20 protein-coding genes and 2 pseudogenes are annotated in these 15,217 nt (G+C 60.8%); 6 read left to right on the top strand and 16 right to left on the bottom strand.

Features of this window, described 5'->3' with window-relative positions; all coding sequences use genetic code 11:
- Nucleotides 1-240, top strand: a 240-nt coding sequence (locus tag GR328_RS25745) for a DDE-type integrase/transposase/recombinase (protein WP_160888508.1), incomplete at its 5' end; no start/stop codon positions are given.
- 68 nt (nt 241-308) lie between these two features.
- Here GR328_RS25745 and GR328_RS25740 read toward each other — a convergent pair.
- The 3 genes from GR328_RS25740 to GR328_RS25730 form a co-directional block, all read right to left on the bottom strand.
- Entirely contained in the window at nt 309-563 is a 255-nt protein-coding gene (locus GR328_RS25740) for a DUF2934 domain-containing protein (protein WP_343039490.1), read from the bottom strand.
- 225 nt (nt 564-788) lie between these two features.
- On the bottom strand, nt 789-1,106 hold the full coding sequence (locus tag GR328_RS25735; protein ID WP_160888507.1) for a hypothetical protein: 318 nt from the start codon (nt 1,104-1,106) through the stop codon (nt 789-791).
- Nucleotides 1,107-1,374: 268 nt separating this feature from the next.
- Nucleotides 1,375-1,884 (bottom strand): ferritin-like domain-containing protein, encoded by a 510-nt coding sequence (locus tag GR328_RS25730; protein ID WP_160888506.1) that lies wholly within the window; start codon nt 1,882-1,884, stop codon nt 1,375-1,377.
- 621 nt (nt 1,885-2,505) lie between these two features.
- Between GR328_RS25730 and GR328_RS25725 the strand changes: the two genes are divergently transcribed.
- Complete coding sequence (locus GR328_RS25725) at nt 2,506-2,766, top strand: hypothetical protein (protein WP_160888505.1); 261 nt, start codon at nt 2,506-2,508, stop codon at nt 2,764-2,766.
- Between the two features lie 117 nt (nt 2,767-2,883).
- On the opposite strand, the gene GR328_RS25720 is transcribed toward GR328_RS25725, so the two are convergent.
- Nucleotides 2,884-3,090 carry a sugar phosphorylase gene (locus tag GR328_RS25720; RefSeq protein ID WP_160888504.1) on the bottom strand — a complete coding sequence of 69 codons (207 nt, stop codon included), beginning with the start codon at nt 3,088-3,090 and terminating at the stop codon, nt 2,884-2,886.
- 637 nt (nt 3,091-3,727) lie between these two features.
- Here GR328_RS25720 and GR328_RS25715 point away from each other — a divergent pair.
- Together GR328_RS25715 and GR328_RS25710 are read left to right on the top strand one after the other, a co-directional pair.
- Complete coding sequence (locus tag GR328_RS25715) at nt 3,728-3,910, top strand: hypothetical protein (protein ID WP_160888503.1); 183 nt, start codon at nt 3,728-3,730, stop codon at nt 3,908-3,910.
- A 383-nt stretch (nt 3,911-4,293) separates the two neighbouring features.
- Nucleotides 4,294-5,637 (top strand): cytochrome P450, encoded by a 1,344-nt coding sequence (locus GR328_RS25710; protein ID WP_160888502.1) that lies wholly within the window; start codon nt 4,294-4,296, stop codon nt 5,635-5,637.
- A gap of 797 nt (nt 5,638-6,434) precedes the next feature.
- Here GR328_RS25710 and GR328_RS25705 read toward each other — a convergent pair.
- From GR328_RS25705 to GR328_RS25670, 8 genes and pseudogenes are all read right to left on the bottom strand, one after another.
- Nucleotides 6,435-6,620, bottom strand: coding sequence for a hypothetical protein (locus GR328_RS25705; protein WP_160888501.1), 186 nt, complete (start codon nt 6,618-6,620; stop codon nt 6,435-6,437).
- Nucleotides 6,604-7,314 carry a hypothetical protein gene (locus tag GR328_RS25700; protein WP_205790315.1) on the bottom strand — a complete coding sequence of 237 codons (711 nt, stop codon included), beginning with the start codon at nt 7,312-7,314 and terminating at the stop codon, nt 6,604-6,606. The genes GR328_RS25705 and GR328_RS25700 overlap by 17 nt, the downstream gene beginning before the upstream one ends.
- Before the next feature lie 2 nt (nt 7,315-7,316).
- The gene (locus GR328_RS25695) at nt 7,317-7,574 is read right to left on the bottom strand and encodes a hypothetical protein (protein WP_205790314.1); all 258 of its coding nucleotides are present in this window, start codon (nt 7,572-7,574) and stop codon (nt 7,317-7,319) included.
- Between the two features lie 63 nt (nt 7,575-7,637).
- Nucleotides 7,638-8,132 carry a YciE/YciF ferroxidase family protein gene (locus GR328_RS25690; protein WP_160888499.1) on the bottom strand — a complete coding sequence of 165 codons (495 nt, stop codon included), beginning with the start codon at nt 8,130-8,132 and terminating at the stop codon, nt 7,638-7,640.
- Nucleotides 8,133-8,159: 27 nt separating this feature from the next.
- On the bottom strand, nt 8,160-8,327 hold the full coding sequence (locus GR328_RS28695) for a zinc ribbon-containing protein (RefSeq protein WP_160888498.1): 168 nt from the start codon (nt 8,325-8,327) through the stop codon (nt 8,160-8,162).
- A 20-nt stretch (nt 8,328-8,347) separates the two neighbouring features.
- Nucleotides 8,348-8,797: a BON domain-containing protein gene (locus GR328_RS28690; RefSeq protein ID WP_160888497.1), complete on the bottom strand. Its 450-nt coding sequence runs from the start codon at nt 8,795-8,797 to the stop codon at nt 8,348-8,350.
- 82 nt (nt 8,798-8,879) lie between these two features.
- Complete coding sequence (locus GR328_RS25675; protein ID WP_160888496.1) at nt 8,880-9,326, bottom strand: CBS domain-containing protein; 447 nt, start codon at nt 9,324-9,326, stop codon at nt 8,880-8,882.
- Nucleotides 9,327-9,517: 191 nt separating this feature from the next.
- Nucleotides 9,518-10,026 (bottom strand): annotated as a pseudogene (locus GR328_RS25670) (DUF2267 domain-containing protein).
- 206 nt (nt 10,027-10,232) lie between these two features.
- Between GR328_RS25670 and GR328_RS25665 the strand changes: the two are divergent.
- On the top strand, nt 10,233-11,135 hold the full coding sequence (locus tag GR328_RS25665) for a BON domain-containing protein (RefSeq protein ID WP_160888494.1): 903 nt from the start codon (nt 10,233-10,235) through the stop codon (nt 11,133-11,135).
- Nucleotides 11,136-11,485: 350 nt separating this feature from the next.
- Nucleotides 11,486-11,722, top strand: a complete 237-nt coding sequence (locus GR328_RS28410; RefSeq protein ID WP_425487080.1) for a hypothetical protein — start codon at nt 11,486-11,488, stop codon at nt 11,720-11,722.
- Between the two features lie 49 nt (nt 11,723-11,771).
- Here GR328_RS28410 and GR328_RS26985 read toward each other — a convergent pair whose 3' ends face one another.
- From GR328_RS26985 to GR328_RS25640, 4 genes and pseudogenes are all read right to left on the bottom strand, one after another.
- The gene (locus tag GR328_RS26985; protein ID WP_205790312.1) at nt 11,772-12,449 is read right to left on the bottom strand and encodes a PRC-barrel domain-containing protein; all 678 of its coding nucleotides are present in this window, start codon (nt 12,447-12,449) and stop codon (nt 11,772-11,774) included.
- 566 nt (nt 12,450-13,015) lie between these two features.
- Nucleotides 13,016-13,534: a superoxide dismutase family protein gene (locus GR328_RS25650; protein WP_160888493.1), complete on the bottom strand. Its 519-nt coding sequence runs from the start codon at nt 13,532-13,534 to the stop codon at nt 13,016-13,018.
- A 135-nt stretch (nt 13,535-13,669) separates the two neighbouring features.
- Nucleotides 13,670-13,951 (bottom strand): annotated as a pseudogene (locus GR328_RS25645) (Rieske 2Fe-2S domain-containing protein); the annotation flags it as partial.
- 123 nt (nt 13,952-14,074) lie between these two features.
- The coding region (locus GR328_RS25640) for an ATP-binding cassette domain-containing protein (protein ID WP_160888492.1) at nt 14,075-15,217 on the bottom strand (1,143 nt) is incomplete at its 5' end.

The following is a 15,217-nucleotide window of genomic DNA, read 5'->3' as shown; positions in this document are numbered from 1 at the left end:
TCGAAAGATGTCGAGCATCGCACCTCGAAATACCGCAAGAATGTTATCGCGGCGGATCATGGTGCGCTCAAGCGGGCGATCCGGCCGGCGCGCGGCTTCCAGAGGATGACAACGGCCTCGGCCACCATCAACGGTTTTGAGGTGATGCGGATGATCCGACGGGGGCACTACATCCTGCAACAGCCAGGAACGGCAGGCGAAGTCCGCCGCGTGAGTCAGCGCTTCGGTCTCGCCGCTTGAAGTCAGCTCCCGGGTGGGGCTCGCTATGCCTATTCCAAGTTACTGCAAAAGTGCCCACGATATCGCATTCAGCCTTTGGATGACCGGTGAGAGGGTTTGCTCTTCCCAGGGCTGTTGCCGGCCAATTCAAGAGCTTCGGCCGCTTCGACAGGGGGCGTCTCCTCGACTGTCGCCCCAGAGCGACCCTGTAGGGTGTCTGCCGCCTCCTGGGCCTTGAGTTCGTGCTCGGCCTCACGCCAATGATCTGCCGGATCGCCATTGCGCCCCTGACGCCTCCAGATCTCATAGGCTCTTACCCGGATCTTCACTTCGCGACTGTCCACGGCTCGTCTCCGGTCACCGGCCAGCTCTCATTGTGTCCAATCTGAGACATCTGCGGATCAGCGACGACCGTTCCCCGCAATTGCATAGGCAACGGAGAGGGCTGCACACATTCTATCGTGGACGGTCATTCAGGCTTGGGCCCTACGAAAGGGCGGTTCAGGCACTCAAGCCACCCCATATTGCTCTCCCGCAGGCGCCATGAAGCCTATCGGAGGCTGCGACACTCAACTCTGAAGCTGTGGCGGAATGGCCGATACCTCTTCATGATCATGATCGATCGGAACGAGGAATGTCACGAACAACCCGTCTCCGTTTTGGTCATCAAGATCATCATCTAGGTCAGGAGCCTCAAACGCGGCAATCTCTTGCTCCGATGCTGGCCTGACCTTCAGCGGCATTCTCCCGTCCCAAAGGGGCGCTCCTTCGCTGGTCATCACGGTCAGGTCATTCTTGAACTCATCACTTTCAAAGATCGCCCGCGCCTGAGCCTCATCCGCGTCAGTGATTGCAACTGGTTTACTGCCGATCTCCAGTGTAAACATAGCCATCCTTCTCAATCGGTCCGCTTAGGCATCAACGCAGCGCGAGTGGAGCGGATCTCCTGCGCAGTCGCTGTCGCCTGCTGAGCTTTACATCTGGCTGGAAGCTGCAACACAGCATCTTCGGCGGTCTCGCCCAATTCAATGCAGCCACATCAGACTTGTCACCTTGCTGAGACGGGCGCGAACGAACTCTCCCGCATGATTGTTGAATACATGCCAAAGGCACGGATTGGATCACCTGCGCTCTGAAAAAGTTCTACAAGTGCCGTCAGCGATCGGCCTTTTCCCCGCTTGTGGTAAGCTCGACATATTGGCGGGTCACCGGCTCAATCAGCTCTGCGGATTGCTGCGCCGCCTGCTCCTCCTCCTGGATGGACTGGCGGAAGGCGGGAACGTGAGCCGTCTCGCCGGCAGCCTCCGCAATCGCAATCAGCGAGCGATAGGCCGCGATCTGTTCATACTGGTAGGCGTATCCGGCGTAGAGGTTCTTGAGCATCTCGTCCTGAAATAATCCATGCACCGTTGCCCCGACACTGCCGGCAGCACTGGTGACGGCCTCCTTGAGGGTGGAAGCGCTTTCACCTGCGGCTTGGAGGGCCTGTTCAAGTCGTTGCACCTGCTGGCGCGTCGTCTCAATATGCCGGCTGAGGAGTGCCGAATAGTCCGGGTATCTCTCCAGTCGAGAAACCTGGATTTCCATCTGCTGCAGGCCCTGCTGCTCCATGGCATGGGTGTTGCGCAATGCCGAGATGTAAATTGAGCGGGCATCCGTGGCCATCGGCTTACTCCCTTGAAAAGCAGATCCGAGGCCAACGAACTGACCACGGATGAGTTCCTCGCAGTCATATATGTCCTTAGGTGTGGCTTAGAGTGTCTGCCAGCAGAGCTTTCTCAACCTCTTGGGATGCTTCAGTGATCGCCCCGGTGAGGGTCCTTTCCAGCCGCCTGACTGCTCTTCGTTGATTTATCGCCTGAATCCTTCGCATGATTGCCGGCGCGATTGCCGCCATGCTTGACTTTTTGAGAATCCTCGGGGCCTCTTCCTTCTCTCGCGATTTGCGACCGTCTCATTTGCCGCCTCCTGGTCTCATCTGTTCATCAAGTTTCGGCTGGTGATAGACCAACGGTGAGTACGATGCGGAGGTTCCGGGGGTGGGTCTTGCCACCGAGAGCGGTCTCTTCGCTTTCCTAGATGAGCAATGACGCAGGCGGACGGACCGTGATCTGGACATTTCTGGGCTGGCGGGATTCTTGAGGACAACGCGAACCGGACCCGCACCTGCTTCCACGTGTATTGGCCGGAACATTCTCCCTGAGTTAGAATTCAGCGACCAGAGGACTAATAGACTGCTATGGCCGCATTCAGTCTCATCTGGCCCTCAAGGAGCGCAGGCACCGCATGAATGACGAGCATCACGAACTCGAAGAGGCTTTCAATCAAGAGTGCGCCCGATTGCTCGGCGCGATGCATACCTATCGCTCCTGGATCGGCCGTCTTCCCAAGCGCTGGAATAACAGGCATCCTGGAAATGGCCGCGTCCCTGGGTTTGGTACGATCCGGATGTATGCGCCCAACCAGATCCATGTCGGGCTTCGCTATCCTGCTCTGGTGAGCAAAGTTTGCAGGTCTAACGACGACGTTTTCCTCTGGACCGGCTGAAATCTAGATCGTTGCCAAACCCAAGCACCACGTCAGCTTCCGCTTAAAAGCAAGGATCAGGGCGGAGCAGGTGCCGTAGCCGCACTGAATTTTGGAGCGTAACTCTGAACCTGACATTTACCAGCGTAGAATGACTGCCTTCTCTTGACCATTGGCGAATTCCACAGCCTCCTGGTCGGCGGCATCAGGGCTGCGTTGCCGAGCATTGTTGACGATCTCGACCTGCGCGATCTCCGACCCGAATGCCTCATCAACTTCTGCCACGCATAGGATCGTATTTGGGTCGAGGCCCTCGACCTGCTTCAGAAAATCACCAAGCTTCATCGTGGAGGTCTCCTGCTATCCGGCGACAACCAGCAGCAGGAGCAGCGGTTCCGAAGTCACGTCAGGCCACTATGTCTTCCGCTTTTGAAAGGCAACCAAGCTCGACGATTGCGGAAGAGTCGAAGAGGCTCGGCGCTAAGGTCACTTAGTGACACCGCCGGAAGTCAACCGGACCTCCACTGTAAGGGCACGAGCAAATCTTTCAAGCACAGGATTTTGCGGCAGTCGCGCTGAGCCGGGAGCCTCGTCGAAGCTCGCTTCTTCACCTTCTGGTCTGACTGTCTCTCATGGCAGGCGTAGCAGGTGGTGTCGTGATGTATGGCCAAGCCAGCCGCTGGTCGCTCTGATCCTGATGACCGGCGTAGTCTTTATTCGGGCTTGGTTGGTGAGCCCGAAAGCTGCAACCGAGAACGTGCTAGGCAGCAGTGGTTCATGCAGAGACCTGGGTCATTTCTCGGGAAAGATATATTCTTCTCCATAGCGGATACAGGCCGATCCATTTCTGGACCGCTTTCAGACCGATGATCGCGAGATGGATCAGCTATCCTACAGCAAAAACCTGGTTTGCGTGGACCAAGATCCAGCCTGAGAGGTTTATGGAAGATTGGTTGTTACGCCTGCGGAAGTGGTGATACTCGTGCATCACAATACCAAGCAGGACATCCAGAGCCAAACGGCCTCGCTACTGCGCCCTGGAGAGACCTGCTGGCGCACCGAGCACGCCAGCCGTATGGCGTTCCTGCTCGACAACTCAGCCTACTTCGCTGCCGCCAAAGCGCCCCTGTACCAAGCTCGCCATTCCATCCTGCTACTCGGCTGATGCTCGACCCCCGGACCCGCCTCGAACCCGGAACCGAGCGCAGCAAAAAGCCTGACGAAATAGGCTCCTTGCTCAACGCGCTCGCCCGTGAGCGGCCGCGGCGTTTGTAGCTGATGGGCTTGCTCATGCCAGTCCGCCTACGCAGACCCGGGCAGACCCGAGTTAACGTGACAATACCGTCACAAGACATCAGGTTGCAATCGGGTCCGACTAAGGAAGTCCTGAATGAAGCTGTTTGGCTCTGCTTAAGCACCGGGGAAGGAGCAACCTGACGCCCACCCTCCGGCCAGATCACATCCGGTATCACGGGTGCCACTCGGAACAAGAAGGATCGTGAACTGATTTTCGCCACGATACAGTACCAATGATCTCGGAGGCGTAACATGAGAAGGCAGGATGCTGCGGTCCGGGACGGGCCCGCAAAAGCTAGCATCAAAGATACGCTCGCCGTTCTTGCCGAGGTCGTCGTTCCCACTCTTGGCAAGGGTGTACTCATCCGCCGACCAAGGGTTGTGGCGCTCGCGGAACGGCTGAACCTCGATGGTCGGGCTGTGCGGCGCATGCAGTATCTGCGCAGAAAGTACGGAGGCGGGCCTCTGTTGCTTGCTGTTCCCGGGCGGCCCCAGGCGATGATCCTGACCGCCGAGCACGTTCATCAGGTGCTGCGGGGCGCCCCAGAGCCCTTTGCCCCGTCGACTCTTGAGAAGCATGCCGCCTTGGCGCATTTTGAGGAGAAGGTTTCGCTCATCTCGCAACCGCCCGAGCGCGCCGAGCGCCGTCGCTTCAATGATGAGATGCTGGAGAACGATCGTCCAGTCCACTCGATGGCTAACCGCTTTGTAACGGTAGTTGATGACGAAGCGCGGAAATTGCTGTCCGAGACAGGCGACGATCTGAGCTGGGATGCGTTCATCACGGCTTGGTACCGCGTGGTGCGGCGTGTCATCCTAGGTCATGAGGCGCGCGATGACCAAAATCTGACAGACATGCTGGCCAAGCTCCGTGCCGCAGGCAATTGGGCTTTCCTTCATCCGGGCCGGAAGCAGCTGCAGCGACGGTTTCATGAACGCCTGAAAGAGCATCTGAAGCGGGCCGAGCCCGGCAGCCTGGCGGCGCGGATCGCATCGAGACCCAACATGGAGGTGACCGCCTCTGCTGACCAAGTGGCGCATTGGCTCTTCGCCTTCGATCCGGGAGGCATTGCGACCTTCCGGGCGCTCGCACTTATTGCCTCACATCCTGAAGCAGCGCGGCGTGTCAACGAAGAGATTGCTACTGCGGGAAGAGCCAATCGAGAAGAGCTGCCTTTTGTGCGGGCCTGTATCCTTGAGTCGGTGAGGATCTGGCCGACAACACCGGCAATCCTGCGCGAGACGACGGAAGACGTACAGTGGCACGGCGGCGTTCTGCCGAAGAACACTCATGTTGTAATCTATGCGCCCTACTTCCATCGCGATGATGAAAACCTGCCGGAAGCGCACCGCTTTGCCCCGGATCTCTGGCTTGAAGCCGCCCCCGCCCGACGCTGGCCGCTGATCCCCTTCAGTGAGGGCCCAGGCATCTGCCCGGCGCACAACTTCGTACCCATGCTCGGGAGCATGATGATTGCCGCGATCCTGGAAAAGCACCGTATCGCGTTGCAAGACCCGAACAGGCTTCAGCCCGACCGCCCCCTTCCAGGTACGCTCGACAATTATACGCTACGCTTCAGTCTAGCCAATTCATAGGTAGATCCCTGGATGGAGATGACTGCTCCACCTCCTCGCTTGGTTATCGCTGATAATCGGCGCAACGAAAGACATCGCAATGTATCGCTAGAAGCCGTATTCCGCCTGGCCTTCTTAATTATCTATGCCGGTGCTCGTACCCAGCTTTAACGCGCCTATGTCGAGGATCCTGCCGACGGCGAATCCTGAGGAGAAGCCAGATGACACAAAGCGCAGGCAACAGTCAGGGTGGTGTCGACAAGACCCGTGAGAAGAGCACAGACCGGCCTGGCCGGAAGACGACGAGACAGGATCGGGCAGGACAGAAGCAAGACCCCTCGACTCTGAAACTCGGATAGACGGTGGGGCGCCGGGCAGACTAGCTAGCGGACGGCATTGACGGCATCAAACACCATCCGTCCTTCTGAACTTTCAGGCTGACTTGTGCGAAAGGAGCTGTGCTATGGCAAACGAAACCAAGAAAGGTCCGTCGAGCAATCAGAATGCACCTGGCGTTGGCAACTCAAGTCAGGGTGGCGGTGTAGGAAACCAGAGCACGGGCGGCGCTGGCAACCCGAACACTGGCCCAGACCACAAGACTGACAAGCAGAGCGGGAAACGCTGATATCGAGGAGAGCACCTAAAAGGGGGAACCTCCGCTCATTCTACGATAGCAGCATCAGCTGCAACGCTCGAGGTCGGATTGCGGCATGTGGGCTGATCCCACTGCAACGTGCATGGGGCGCATGAAACCGTTGACTCGGCCTGTCATGAGATCATGCATACGCTGCTGGGAACAGCGCTTGTTCTGCGTGAGTTCAGGTCTTTTCACCCGAGTTTTGGTTCTGATTACCAGAGGGCTTAGCACTACCCTTGGATCCGGAACCGCCGCCGCCCCATTTCTGTGCATTTTGAACGGCATCGCCGCCCTGATGATCGGGACGGTGAGCAGATGGGCTGCCGCTGGCAACCGGATCGTGCTTGGTATCACGTTTCTCGGTCATGAGAACCTCCAAGTCGGGTACAAGCCGAACGCTTGGTATGTGGGTATTCCCTGAAACCTGACCTCTCGCGTGTCGTACCTGCACGATGGACAGTTTGCCTCTGCGGGAAGAGGCGTTTGAGGAGAAAGTGCATCGGCAGGAAGACCGCAACGGGAAGGGCGATCATCTCAAGGCAGAGGTAAAGCAGGGGAGCAACGATCCGCTGCGGCTTGCGGCCGGGTCCGTACACCCAGTTGATGTTCTCCTCTGGCTTTGTGAGAATATAGCTTGCCGACAAGGTGGCCCAGGTCAGCGCCGTCTGCGCAGGCAGGGCGCGCGGGTCGTAGCCGAAGCGGCGCAGCATCCAGAGGAGCGTCGGGGGCAACGCGACATGGAATAGCGAGAGAGCACGAAGTCCGAGCGGCATGCGACGGTCGAACATGTATCCGGCAAGGCCCAGCAGGCGCCCTCGGGTCAGGAAGTCAGCGTTCCACGCAAACTCCAGGCACAGGACGCCCACTGCCGGCATGCTGGCGAGCAGCCGGTTCTCCGTGATCACGGACAGAGCCGTGGAGGCGAGCGCAAGATCCGAGACCCACAGGAAGTTCCGCGGCCCGTACCGCTGCCAATAGACGGCGCCAATAACCGGCGTTGCCACCGCATAACCAAGCTTCAACCCGGTCGGGACGGAATGCGTCGCAGGTTGAATGGCCACGGTCAGGTAGCCTTTGTGCCGTCCCGGAAGCGCAGGTCGCGGGCGCGGGCAAGCGCTCGCGCCTCTTCCGGAGAGATCGTATGCGGCTCGCGATGATCGGGAGCATCTGGATCAACCCTCTCCCATTCACCGAGCCCTATGCCGGTCTTGCGATCGAGCCGTAAGACCATCACACCACCACTGCGGATCTGCCATTCCGCATACTCGTCCGATTCATGCTCAGGCCACTGGCCTGTGGAGGATGATTGATCCTGAGCCATATCGCCGTCGACCTTTCGCGCGCGTCCTTCGATCCCGCTCGCGCTGGACCGGCTTGCGATCATCTACGCGGAGGCCGCATCCGGGTTTACGATCCGCTTGGCAAGGCCGGTCAGCTTTTCGTCCGTTCGCTTTTCCTCTTCGAGAATGGCGTGCAGGGCTTGCAGGTCCTCGTCCAGGCCCAATTGCTTTGCCCAGGTGGCAAGTGTGCCATAGACGGCGATCTCATAATGCTCCACCCGTTGCGCCGAGGCGATCAGCCCCGCATCCCGCAGATCGGGATCCTGAACCATCCTGGCCCACTTCTCCGCTTCCCTCACGATGGCCTGCATCGATTGATCAACGTGCTCGCGCGGCTCGGCACTGCACCGGCGCAGGATCTCGTCCAGACGATCCTGTTGCGAACGGGTTTCCTGGAGATGATCCTGGATCGCCTGCTTGAGTTCGGGGTGGTTCGCCATGTCCGTCATCTTGGGCAAGGCGTCCACCAATTGCGCCTCGACCGAGCGCAATTCCTGCAGTTCGGTCACGTACATTTGTCGGAAGTCATCAATGTTCATATTGCCCTCCCACTGGATCAGGCTGTCTCAGCTACTCTTCGAGTCTGGCTCATGGTAACGCGTGTCGAAGGTGCCGTTTCCACAGTGCGGGCATTTCGGGATCGTCCTGCCCTTCATCACGTGCACCTGCTGGTGGCATCTCTCGCAACGGAAATCGCCAGTCTGCCTCGCTGTCTCACCGGCATGCGCCGCCATAGCTCATCTCCCACTGAATCTCAGACAATGGTTGGAGTGTTCCCGCCGCCGGTCTGACCGCCACCCGAACCTATGGCTCGTCCAGCCCCCATGAGAACGCTCGTACGGGGTTGGATCCGCAGATTATTCTGGACGTGCCGCACGCCGCTTACGCTCTCGACAAGATCCTCGGCATACCGCTTCACGATCCGGCTTCTGATGTTGCCTGTAAGCGTCACCCCACCATTCACGGCAGCGACATCGATATCGGACGCGCCGACATGCGGGCTTTCGGCCAAGCGCTCACAGTCATGCTCGACGATCCGTGCGTCGGAGCGTCGGTACCCCTTCGGGCCACGGCCGCGGTGCGGGCCAGTGTCGGGATCGGTTCTGGTGCGGCCATGTCCATCGTCCTCGTGCCCGTATCCAACCTGGGGAGGATCATATACTTGCTCTGCACCTGCCCGAGGACTTCGAGTTGTGCTCACCATGACATTACCTCCTCGTTCCAGATGCACGCCTCGTTCGCAGGCGTGGCAATCTCTGCCTGAGAGACCTGCTCGCGGCCGCATCTCACATACGCGGCCCGCCCATTTGCGAATGGGCGCCGCCAGGCTGCGAGATGCCGGCCAGGGCCTCGCCTGCCGGCTGGCTGCCCTGCATGACAGCAAGGTCACCGAGCGACAGAATGCCGACGAGCCGCTTGTCCCGGTTTACGACGGGAAGGCGCCTGACCTGCTGGTCTGCCATGTTGCGGGCCACGTGATCTGTGTCCTCGTCTTCGAAGCAGTAGTTCACGTCCGCGGTCATCACCTCCCGCACAGGCGTGTCAGGACCTTTGCCCTGAGCGATGCCGCGCACGGCGATATCCCGGTCGGTGATCATGCCAACAAGCTGGTCGTTCTCGCCTACAGGCAACACGCCAGCATCGACGTCCGACATCATCTTGGCCGCATCCTGGATCGTCTGGTGGGGGCTGACGACGCGCACGTCGCGGGTCATCACTTCCGATACATGCATATCTCCATCTCCATTTCTGGTCGTGCTCGTTGCTGAGATGTCGGCCACCGAAGTGATCAGTCCGCAAATTTTCGGCTGCAGCGCAGCAGCGTGACCGCGCTGGCAAGAGCAAAACCTGCTCCGATCACAGCAATGGCTGTGGCGGAGGCGTTGCGACGGGATCGATCAACTCTCAACACGCTCAATCCTCTCTAACGCCGCGGAAACCGGGTTCTATCGGCCGCGATTTCTCCGCCTCCTGCACCGGAGCGCTCCACCTCCACCCAGGTGTGGGCCGCCGGCCAGAGTGTCTGCACCTCGCCGGAAGGGCATGCCTGACCTTCTCGGCCTGTCCCGGATCCACATGGCGTGCCAGGACCGTGAACACGGCTCTGGTCGCCGCGCGAGCATTCATTGGGCGGATCTGCGCCAATTGTTCGCCGATGGGCTGCAGGAACTCATCGAGCGAGCGGGGCTTTTCATCCATGCGCCCAGGGGCATGCCACTGGTCATAGTCGATGCCGCGCACCAGAAGCGGCAGCCGGGAGCCGAGATGCACGGCAAGTTCCAGCGGAACGCGGTCGCGGATGGCACATAGCACTGCGCCCAACACATGCCAGGCAACCTGCCGGTCGGGACCAGTCTCGGCCATCAACTCATCAAGCCAGATGTGGGTGGTTTGCAATGTCTTGTCGAAGACATCGAGGACATTCGCGCTCATGGGTCGCCTCCAGAGACCGCGAGTGTTGATCAAGGGAACTCATGCGCCAGGTCCTTGTTCCGGCCTGCGTTGAAGGAACCTGCCGCTAGGTCAGTCCAGCCAACGGCCAAGTTCGTCAGGTCGGAACGGATCTGTGGGCCCTTCGTTCCTCAAACGGTCCGTCCGCGACGGCGACCCTTTCATGTTGATCAACAAGGAGCCTACCCATGGCACAGAATGATCGCTGGAGGAACGACCAGGAGCGCTACGGCTATCGTGATGATGATCGCGACCGTTGGCGGAATGAGGATTATCGCCGTGGTGGGCGTGGGGGCGAGTATCGCGGCGGACGTGGCACCGAGCGTATGGGTGATCTCTACGGCAGCGATTATCGTAGCCGTGACATGACCGGATCGCGCGGTGGCCGCGATTACGGTGGCGGATACGGTGTTGAAGGGTACGGCAGCTCGTACCAGGACTATGGCCGCGGCAGTTCCGAGCGCGGCTATGGCGGCAACGACCGCAACCGTGGCTTCTATGGCGCGGACCAGGAATGGGGCGGCCACGAGCGGAGACCTCATCAGGACACATGGGGCTATCGTGGCGAACGCAGCGGCTGGGACCGAGCCACGGACGAGATGGCATCCTGGTTTGGCAACGATGACGCGGCGCGTCGGCGAGAGCAGGATGCCCGCCAGGGTGACCAAGGCGCTCAGCATCACCGCGGTCGCGGGCCGAAGGGCTACACCCGCTCCGACGAGCGCATTCGTGAGGACGTGAGCGACCGGCTGACGGATGATCCCTATGTGGATGCTTCCGAGATCGAAGTGAGCGTCTCGAATTGCGAAGTGACCCTGTCCGGCACCGTCGACAGCCGAGAGGCCAAGCGCCGGGCTGAAGACTGTGCGGAGCGGGTCTCCGGTGTCACCCATGTGCAGAACAACCTGCGCGTTCAGCAACAGAGCACGAGCCAGGGCACGGCGGCCGGCACGGCAGGCAGTATAGGTATTGGCAGCACCACGGGGGCAGCTGGCACAGGCCTGAGCGGTGCTCAGGGCGACAGCACAGAAGCGGGCATAAGCGGCACGTCCGGTAGCAAGGGTCGACGCAAGGCTGGAGCAAATACCTGAGTCACGACGACGGGGGCCCAGCATGACTGTGCCTCCTACTCACCCGGGCCGCAGGGGATTGAAGATGCCATCCGATCGGGGGCATCGCCGAACGTTCGAGCCGATCAGCGTGTTGAGCAGCGGATCCGCAAGCGAGACGGGCTTGTGCTTCGCCGTAGTCGCCAGACAGGCCTTGGACGGGCGAGTGTGAACAACCGGATCCTAGCACTGGCGGTCAACTTGGCCCCAACACGTTGCCGCCGCAGGAGGCGCAGCCTCTCGCCCGCAGCCATGCGCGGATTCGGGACGCAACGAAACCCGCCTGAGCCGCCTTGAGCCCAATGTTTGATGTAGGATTGATCATGAACCCGATGTCCCTGAGCAGCCCCGGACAACCCCGATCTCCGGGCGATGAGCCCACGCCCGGAGGGCAGATCCCAGGCGAGATGCCACCCACTTCAGAGCCTGACGAGATGCCCGATCAGGGACCGACCGGTCCCAGAACACCGTACCCTGCCGATGATCCCGGGATTGGCGATCCAACAGGACCCGGTTCAGAACCGGACTACCTGCCCGGCAAGCCCGGAAATCCGCTGCCAAGGTTTTGACGAAAAGCCCCGCTCAACGTGAGCAGGGCGGGGCTGCTTTGTCCTATATTTACTGCCGTGGTGCATTCGTGTTGCCGGTTGTCGCACCACCCGTGTTGCCACCTGTGTTGTTGCGGTTGTTATCCTGGAAAGCCGGTGCCTGCTCCAGTTGCTGGCGGGTCAGTGATACCATGATCCGCTGTGCATCGTCATTGTTGCCTGCCGCCGCGGTGTTGGCATTGTTGCTGGTGTTGGCCGCGCCAGTCGTGCCGGTGTTCCTGCCCGTCGCAGTTGCTCCGCCCGCACCCGTGCTGCCGGTCGTGGCAGGCGTGTTTGCGGTATTCCCCGCACCCGTATTGCCAGCACCTGCAGTATTGGCTGCCGTGTTCATCTGGAACTGAAGCGCCTGCATCGGGACCGCGACGTCCTTCTCACCGATCCCGAGGAAACCACCCACACCCAGAACCACAGCGGTCACCCGACCGGAGCGGTCCACGAGAACATCGTTGATCTCGCCGATATCCTCGTTGTTGGCTCCATACACGTCCCGGCCGATCAGATCTGAGGTCCGGAAGTGCTCTGGATCACGGGTCTGAATGAAGTTCACGTTACCCGCGGGTGAGCCGGCGCCGGGCGCAGCACCGCCAGTATTGTTCGGAGCACCCGGGGCTGGAGCCAGGCTAGTCTGTGCGAGGGCCGGCAAGGCAAGGACCGAGGCCAGCAGACCGGCTGTGATGATCTTCAGCATATCGTATCTCCTACAGGGTTGGTGCGTTCCAAGCCGCGTGCAAGCGTAACGACTGCCGAAGGAGCAGGTTCTGCTACTCTGCCCGTTGATGTGTGTATCCCGGGGCTTGCACGATGATTTGAGCCGGTAATCCGTCCGGCAAGGCATGAAGGACCGGATCACCAGGCTCAGTGGGGACGTATCAATGCTCGTGGCTGTCCGGGCCTGGGTGGGGCATCACGGCCGCTAGCCAGATGGGCTGATACTGTCAAAACGCTTGTCACGCTGTAGGCTGCGGAATTGTAGGCGTGACGGGGATCTCCTGTGGTGTGGTTGTGGCACTCCGATGGGCTCGGGCGGTGATGTCTCGGGAGGAGTGGGCGGGCTGACGGGTGCCGGATCGGGATCGGCCGGGGTCGGCTCAGGATAGGGCTGGCTCGGCAGAGAAATAGGCATGCAGGTAAAGCTCCGCTGTTTAGAAACCGGCCAATGATCAGCACTGTGAGGGGTCGCTCAGCCATGCGTGCCGGGAGCGCTACTCCCGGCTACAAACATGCATTTGAACCGCACATTTCAAGGATTCCGGGCTACTTTGCCACCACGGCACAGGCGAGACGGTCACCGGCTTCGCCCGAGGGCTGCGAGCGGTAATCATCCGCTTTGGCGTGGATGAGAATGGCCGACCCGTCCTGGTCGAACAGACTGCCCTCACCATTGCCGAGCGTCACGTTGGTGTTGATCACGTGGGCGCGCAGCCTGCCGTCCTGGCCGACGAACTGGTTGGGCATGTCGCCGGCATGCGGACCGCCCTCGGAGTGATGGCCGTGCTTTTGCCCTTGCAAGCTGTAGTGGTCACCAGCGGACTCGAAGCGGGTGTTCGGCTCGCACTTGCCGGTTTCATGAATATGGAAGCCGTGCTCGCCGGCCGGGAGCCCGGATAGGTCGATGTTGATGAGAACACCGTTGGCCATCTGCGTCAGGGTGGCGCTGCCAACCTGCTGGCCCCTGGCATCGACAAAGGTAGCACGAGCCGTCTGCGGTGATTGGGCGAGACTTGGTGCTGTCAGCGCCAAAAGACAGGCAACGCTCAATGATGGTGTCCTCATCGCTTTCTCCGCATCGGTTCGACATACGGCCTTGGGGGCGACCGGCTGATGGGGGTTCCTTGCCATGTATTACTCGCTCAATCGCCCGAAGGACTGATCGTTCCAGATATTCGCGCAACATAGTTCCCGCGGCCTTCAGATCAGTCGTGATGGCAGCGGCTCACGGGCGGGGCCATGGATCACTGTCCCGTCGGCTTCGAACATCGAACCATGGCAGCGACAGTCCCGAGTCTAGTCCGCGTTGTTCCAGGTCACGGTGCAGCCCTTGTGCGTGCAACTCGCCGAGAGGGCATGGAGATCACCGTTGTCGTCCCGCCACACGGCGATCTTCTCGTCCCCACGGGCGATCACCCCGCCTTCGCCCGGCGCGATCTGGACGACATCCTCGACGGGGGATTGTGTGTCGCCGCTCTGATGAGTTTCGATGCCCACAGAGGGTGCGTGATCCGCACAAGGCAAGGTCCACAGTGATTTGGGCGCGGAAAATGGGGTCTGGCTGAACAGGAGGAAATCCGGCATTCGGTAGCAAAGACCACCAGATCAGGTGTGCGCCCGTCCGAAATCCACCCTGCGGGAGACCCCGATGGCATCGAGGAACGCTTCATCGTGGCTGACGACCAGCAGCGCGCCGTCATAGGCCCGCAATCCCGCCTCGACAGCCTCGATGGAGTCGATGTCCAGATGGTTGGTCGGCTCGTCGAGGATCAGGAGGGAGGGCGGGGTCGGCCCGCCCAGCACGCAGGCCAGGCCAGCCCGCAGCAATTGCCCGCCGCTGAGGCTAGAGACGATCTGTAGCGCCGCATTGGCCCGGAACATGAACCGGGCGAGAGCCGAACGGCAGGCATTCTCATCCGCCTTCGGATTGAGTCGTCGGAAATTGTCCCGGATCGAGGCCGATGGATCGAGAAGGCCCACCTGCTGGTCGAACATCGCGAAATCCGTCATGACCCGTACGGTTCCGGTCCAGGGCCGCAACCGTCCGGTGACGAGCGCCAGGAGCGTCGTCTTGCCGGAGCCGTTCGGCCCGACGATGGCGACGCGCTCCGGCCCGGTGATGGCGAGGGAGAGACCTTTGACGATGGGCCGCTTCGGCTCGTAACCGGCGCTCACGGCGTCGATCGTCAGGACCGCTTTGCCGGATGGCAGGTTTGTCGGGGGGATAACGACAGAGAGTGGCTGAAGGACTTCGATGCGCTCACGAGCGGAGGCGGCCGCCTCGAGAGCCTGCGTGCGCCGCCGCTCGGCGAGGCGGGCACGCTCTCCGCCCGTGTCCTCGCTTCGGTCTTTCCGCATCCCTGCAAGGATCCGCGGCATGTCGCCCTTTGCACGCTTCCTCCGGCCTGCACGGTCCTTGCGCTCTTTCCTCTCGGTGGCCTCCTGCGCCCTTCGGTCGATCTCGTCGACGCGCCTCTCGGCGTCCGCCAGATCGCGCCGGGCCGCAGCGAGCTCGAGGGTCTTGCGTTCACGATACTGGCTCCAAGCGCCGCCGTAGCGCGCGGCTCCGAGCGAGGTCAGCTCGACGACGGCGTCCATGGTTTCGAGCAGCTCCCGGTCATGGCTGACGATGATCGCGCCGCCCCGCCAATCGGCGAGAAGATCGATCACCGCCGCGCGTCCCTCGCGGTCGAGGTTGTTCGTCGGCTCGTCGAGCAGCAGGAAGTCAGGCTCCGCGAAGATGAGCGC

Origin of the sequence: Microvirga makkahensis (genome assembly GCF_009830105.1) — a bacterium.
Lineage (GTDB): Bacteria > Pseudomonadota > Alphaproteobacteria > Rhizobiales > Beijerinckiaceae > Microvirga > Microvirga makkahensis.
The sequence above is the reverse complement of the archived record's forward strand: the minus strand, read 5'-3'. Positions and strand labels throughout refer to the sequence as shown.

Bases quoted from the DNA above. Each gene is read 5' to 3' on its own strand.
- GR328_RS25675 (WP_160888496.1), bottom strand. From the start codon at position 9,326: ATGCATGTATCGGAAGTGATGACCCGCGACGTGCGCGTCGTCAGCCCC.
- GR328_RS28690 (WP_160888497.1), bottom strand. From the start codon at position 8,797: ATGGTGAGCACAACTCGAAGTCCTCGGGCAGGTGCAGAGCAAGTATAT.
- GR328_RS25725 (WP_160888505.1), top strand. From the start codon at position 2,506: ATGAATGACGAGCATCACGAACTCGAAGAGGCTTTCAATCAAGAGTGC.
- GR328_RS28410 (WP_425487080.1), top strand. From the start codon at position 11,486: ATGTCCCTGAGCAGCCCCGGACAACCCCGATCTCCGGGCGATGAGCCC.
- GR328_RS25695 (WP_205790314.1), bottom strand. From the start codon at position 7,574: ATGGCTCAGGATCAATCATCCTCCACAGGCCAGTGGCCTGAGCATGAA.
- GR328_RS28695 (WP_160888498.1), bottom strand. From the start codon at position 8,327: ATGGCGGCGCATGCCGGTGAGACAGCGAGGCAGACTGGCGATTTCCGT.
- GR328_RS25650 (WP_160888493.1), bottom strand. From the start codon at position 13,534: ATGAGGACACCATCATTGAGCGTTGCCTGTCTTTTGGCGCTGACAGCA.
- GR328_RS25730 (WP_160888506.1), bottom strand. From the start codon at position 1,884: ATGGCCACGGATGCCCGCTCAATTTACATCTCGGCATTGCGCAACACC.
- GR328_RS25735 (WP_160888507.1), bottom strand. From the start codon at position 1,106: ATGTTTACACTGGAGATCGGCAGTAAACCAGTTGCAATCACTGACGCG.
- GR328_RS26985 (WP_205790312.1), bottom strand. From the start codon at position 12,449: ATGCTGAAGATCATCACAGCCGGTCTGCTGGCCTCGGTCCTTGCCTTG.
- GR328_RS25710 (WP_160888502.1), top strand. From the start codon at position 4,294: ATGAGAAGGCAGGATGCTGCGGTCCGGGACGGGCCCGCAAAAGCTAGC.
- GR328_RS25665 (WP_160888494.1), top strand. From the start codon at position 10,233: ATGGCACAGAATGATCGCTGGAGGAACGACCAGGAGCGCTACGGCTAT.
- GR328_RS25720 (WP_160888504.1), bottom strand. From the start codon at position 3,090: ATGAAGCTTGGTGATTTTCTGAAGCAGGTCGAGGGCCTCGACCCAAAT.
- GR328_RS25690 (WP_160888499.1), bottom strand. From the start codon at position 8,132: ATGAACATTGATGACTTCCGACAAATGTACGTGACCGAACTGCAGGAA.
- GR328_RS25705 (WP_160888501.1), bottom strand. From the start codon at position 6,620: ATGACCGAGAAACGTGATACCAAGCACGATCCGGTTGCCAGCGGCAGC.